General features: G+C 61.3%; 3 protein-coding genes and 1 pseudogene. 2 read left to right on the top strand and 2 right to left on the bottom strand.

Going from position 1 to position 4447, the window contains the following annotated elements; all coding sequences use genetic code 11:
• Positions 1 to 144: 144 nt before the first annotated feature.
• Positions 145 to 684 (bottom strand): annotated as a pseudogene (locus Q0687_RS26790) (hypothetical protein); the annotation flags it as partial.
• 156 nt (positions 685 to 840) lie between these two features.
• Positions 841 to 1842, bottom strand: coding sequence for an NADP-dependent oxidoreductase (locus Q0687_RS26785; protein ID WP_298883738.1), 1002 nt, complete (start codon positions 1840 to 1842; stop codon positions 841 to 843).
• 221 nt (positions 1843 to 2063) lie between these two features.
• Here Q0687_RS26785 and Q0687_RS26780 point away from each other — a divergent pair, with 221 nt between their 5' ends.
• Together Q0687_RS26780 and Q0687_RS26775 are read left to right on the top strand one after the other, a co-directional pair.
• A complete protein-coding gene (locus Q0687_RS26780) occupies positions 2064 to 3359 on the top strand; it encodes a dicarboxylate/amino acid:cation symporter (RefSeq protein WP_298883736.1) in 1296 nt (431 codons plus the stop codon).
• A 12-nt stretch (positions 3360 to 3371) separates the two neighbouring features.
• A complete protein-coding gene (locus Q0687_RS26775) occupies positions 3372 to 4292 on the top strand; it encodes an amino acid ABC transporter substrate-binding protein (RefSeq protein WP_298883733.1) in 921 nt (306 codons plus the stop codon).
• Positions 4293 to 4447: the final 155 nt, after the last annotated feature.

Below are 4447 nucleotides of genomic sequence, written 5' to 3'. Positions count from 1 at the left end.
TCGGTTCCTTGCACGGGGAGAGCACGGCAGAGTCTCCACTACTTGCTGGTTCTTCATCTGACTGGTCATTCCGACTCAGTCTCTCATTCGGCTCACTTAGCCGGAATGACATCAGACACTCTTCTTGAGTTCCAATTTCTTCTTCTTCTCGAGGCATTCCAGCGCGGGAGCGCCGCCCGGCGGGACGCTGGCGCAAACCTTGGGATAATCGGCGCGGCATGCGCTCTTGACCGCAGCGACTTGTGCGCTGCCCGGTTGCTTGGCCGCAGCTGCCTTTGGCGCAGCTTCGGCGGCCGGCTTTGCTGCGGGTTCGGCGGCAGGGGCCGCTTCGGTCTTGGCCGGTTCAGGCTTGGCGGGTTCAGGCTTGGCCGGTTCAGATTTGGCAGGTTCGGATTTGGCGGGTGCTGCTTCGGTCTTGGGAGCTGCCGCCGGCTCGACCGCGCGAACCGCGGTCTGGCATCCCGCTGACAGGCTCGACATGTGGCTCTGCAAACATTGATACGCTTCGACGCCGCCCGGCGTCACGCTGGCGCAATGCGCCATGAAGTCCGAGCGGCATGCGGAACGGATGGCACTCTTCTGGGCATCGGTCGGCGTTTGCGCAAAGGCGCTTGTTGCGGTTGCGAAGAGTGCTGCGGCGAGCAACGCGCGATGCGTCGATGCATGTTTCAACGTGTTGAACATTTGAGTGAATTCCTGCCCTGTCGGTCACGACGACGTTTTTTCTAAATTGAATGCAAATACAATCGTCGCGAGTGATGCCTCGCGAGCGATATCTTGGCCGCTTTGGCCACTACCGCAAGTAGATAATACCTGCGGAATTGCGACGTAACTACGTCGTCAGAGCTTGACCATGCGCTTGCCGCGGTTCTCGCCGGCAAGCAGTCCGATCAGCGCCTTCGGCGTGTTCTGCAATCCGTCGATGATGTCTTCCTGCACCTTCAGCTTGCCGGATTTCACCCAGGCCTGAAGATCGCCGAGCGCGCGCTGACTGTCCTTCATGTAGTCCATCACGATGAATCCCTGCATCACAAGCCGCTTCACCACGATCAGGCCGGGCACGCCGCGCGGACCGTGCGCCGACGGTGCGCCGTCATATTGCGAGATCGCACCGCAGCAGGCGATCCGGCCGTAATTGTTCATCTGCGGCAGGCAGGCTTCCAGAATGTCGCCGCCGACATTGTCAAAATAGACGTCGATGCCTTTGGGAGCTGCCGCGCGCAGCGCCTTGAACACCGCGCCGTCCTTGTAGTCGACGGCTGCATCGAAGCCGAGTTCCGACGTCAGCCAGTGGCACTTGTCGGCGCCACCGGCGATGCCGACCACGTGGCATCCTTTGATCTTGGCGATCTGTCCGACAATCGAGCCGACCGAACCGGCGGCTGCCGAAACCACGACCGTCTCGCCCTCCTTGGGCTTGCCGACCTCGAGCAGGCCGAAATAAGCGGTGAGGCCCGCGATGCCGAACACGCTGAGCAGATGCGTCATCGGCTCGAGCCTCGGCATCTTCGTCAATTGCTTTGCAGGCACTGCTGCAAACTCCTGCCAACCGGTATCGCCGAACACGATGTCGCCGGGCGAAAGTCCAGGCGCCTTCGAGCTGACCACCTCGGCAATGCCGCCGCCTGCCATCACGCTGTTGGCTTCGATCGCCGAACGATAAGTCGCGCCGTGCATCCAGGCGCGGTTGGCAGCGTCGAGCGAGATGTAACGCACGCGCAGCAGGGCCTGGCCGTCCTTCGGTTCCGGCACTGTGCCATCGACCATCTTGAAGTGCTCGGGGCCGAGTTTTCCGCTCGGCTTTTCCACCAGAAGAATTTGGCGATTGACGCTTCCAGTCATGGCGTTCCCTCTCCGATTGTTTGAGATTGTTTGATCTTTATTGAAGCACTTGCCGCAAACAAAACGTGCAAGCCGCATCCGTTGTGCGCTGCATGAAGGCTAGAGCGCTGCGTCCGGTTTCGCAACGGGAACATCGGGCCCAAGCGATTGCACGCAAAGCGTGTTGCGTCGCTGTCATATCTGCGACATCATGAAGCGGCCGGTGGTGTGGGGGTCTTTCAATGTCGAACAGGTTTACGCAATACATTCTGGCCGCGATGGTGCTCGGCATCATCATGGGCTCTGCGATCTACAATTTCCTGCCCGACACACGGGGCGACTGGGCCTCCTCCATCAACCTCGTAGCTGTGATCTTCCTGCGCCTGATCAAGATGATCATCGCGCCGCTGGTGTTTGCGACCCTGGTCGGCGGCATCGCCCACATGGGGTCGGGCTCCAAGCTCGGGCGCATTTTCGCCAAGACCATGGGCTGGTTCATCAGCGCATCCTTCGTCTCACTGATGCTCGGCCTCGTGATGGTCAATCTGCTTCAGCCCGGCGCGAACTTCCCCGGTACGCTGCCTGACAAGGCGCAGTCGACCGGCTTGCCGGTCTCGGCCTTCTCGATCGAGAAATTCCTGACCCATCTGATCCCGACGTCGATTGCCGACGCGATGGCGCAGAACGAGATCCTGCAGATCGTGATCTTCGCCGTGTTCTTTTCGGTGGCGATGGGCGCATTGCCCGAGCGTTCCAAGCAGATCCTATCGCTGATCGACGATCTCGGCCACATCATGCTCAAGGTGACGAGCTATGTGATGATGTTCGCGCCGTTCGCTGTCTGGGCTGCCATCACCGCAACGGTTGCCAAGAACGGGTTGCTGGTGCTCTGGAAGCTCATCGTATTCATGGGTGGCTTCTATCTCTCGCTCTTCATCCTCTGGGGCATCCTGGTGGCGGTCGGCTTTATCGTGATCGGGCCGCGTTACAGCCACCTCCTGAGGCTGATCCGCGAGCCGCTGATGATCGCGTTCTCCACCGCGAGCTCGGAAGCGGCCTATCCGAAGACGCTCGAAGGCCTCAACCGCTTCGGCGCCTCATCGCGGATCTCGAGCTTCGTGCTGCCGCTCGGCTATTCCTTCAATCTCGACGGCACGATGATGTACTGCACCTTCGCGAGCATCTTCATCGCGCAGAGCTATCACATCGACATGCCGCTCGGCACGCAGCTCGCGATGCTGGCAACCCTGATGATCACCTCGAAGGGCGTCGCCGGCGTGCCGCGCGCCTCTCTCGTCGTGATCGCCTCGACCCTGTCGCAGTTCAACATTCCCGAAGCCGGGTTGTTGATGATCATGGGCATCGACACCTTCCTCGACATGGGCCGGAGCGCCACCAACGTGATCGGCAACACGCTGGCGACCTCGGTCGTGGCGAAGTGGGAAGGCGAGCTCGGACCCGAGCATGCGATGGGACCGGGTGATGCCGTGCCTGAAGATATGGTGCCGGGCGAAGTGCCCGCGATGGCCGGCCATTGACGGGAGTGCGTCATGCGCCCTTTGACGGCGATTTCGAGCGGCCTGTTGCTGGCGGCGTGCCTGCTGGCAACAAGTGCCTCCGCCCAGACCGGCGGCAGCGAAGGGCTTAGCCCGACGCTGTCAGCCATCAAGAACGCGCACACCGTGCGGCTCGGCTATCGCGAGAGCTCGCCGCCGTTCTCCTTCCTCGACCAGGCTAACAGGCCGATCGGATACAGTCTCGAACTCTGCGAGGCCATCGTCGAGGAGATCGGCGTCGAGGTCGACGACCCCAATCTGAAGATCGAGTACGTCAAAGTCACCTCGGACGACCGCATCGACGCGGTGCTCCAGAACAAGATCGATCTGGAATGCGGCTCGACCACCGCCAATTCCGAGCGCGGCAAGCGCGTCGCCTTCTCGCCGCTGATGTTCGTTGCCGGCACCAAGCTGATGGTGCCGAAGGCCTCCAGCGTCCAACAGCTGGCGGACCTGAAGGGCAAGACCATCGTGGTGACCAAGGGCACCACCAACGAGCAGGCGATCCAGGCGGCCGACAAGAAGCTTTCGCTGGGCTTGAACATCGCCGTCGGCGCCGATCACGAGCAGTCGTACCAGATGCTGGTAGACGGCAAGGCTGACGCGTTTGCGACCGACGACATCCTGCTCTCGGGCCTGATCGTTCGTCACAAGTCGCAGGACAAGTTCCGCGTGACCGGCGATTATCTGTCCTACGATCCCTACGGAATCATGTTCCGCAAGGGCGAGCCGCAACTGGCGGCCGTGGTCGAGCGCACCTTCCGCAAGCTCGGCTCCAACCACGATCTCGTGCCGCTCTACAACAAATGGTTCATCGCGCGCATGCCGACCGGCGAGAAAATGAACGTGCCGATCTCGCTGCAGCTGGAGGAAGCGTTCAAGGCCATGGACGATTCCGCCAGCGCGAATAATTGAGCCAAGGGGTCGGTGCACCCTCTCCCCTTGCGGGAGAGGGTGGCTTCGCGAAAGCGAAGCCGGGTGAGGGGTATCTATCCTCACGAATGATTTCGCGCGTGGAGAGATACCCCTCATCCGGCGCTTCGCGCCACCTTCTCCCACAAGGGGAGAAG

It is taken from the genome of uncultured Bradyrhizobium sp., from assembly GCF_936928535.1.
In the GTDB taxonomy this organism is placed as follows: domain Bacteria; phylum Pseudomonadota; class Alphaproteobacteria; order Rhizobiales; family Xanthobacteraceae; genus Bradyrhizobium.
Note: the sequence above shows the minus strand (reverse complement) of the source record. Positions and strands in the feature narration are given on the sequence as shown.

Excerpts from the sequence above, each read along its gene's own strand:
- Q0687_RS26785 (WP_298883738.1), bottom strand. The coding sequence starts at position 1,842 with ATGACTGGAAGCGTCAATCGCCAAATTCTTCTGGTGGAAAAGCCGAGC.
- Q0687_RS26780 (WP_298883736.1), top strand. The coding sequence starts at position 2,064 with ATGTCGAACAGGTTTACGCAATACATTCTGGCCGCGATGGTGCTCGGC.
- Q0687_RS26775 (WP_298883733.1), top strand. The coding sequence starts at position 3,372 with ATGCGCCCTTTGACGGCGATTTCGAGCGGCCTGTTGCTGGCGGCGTGC.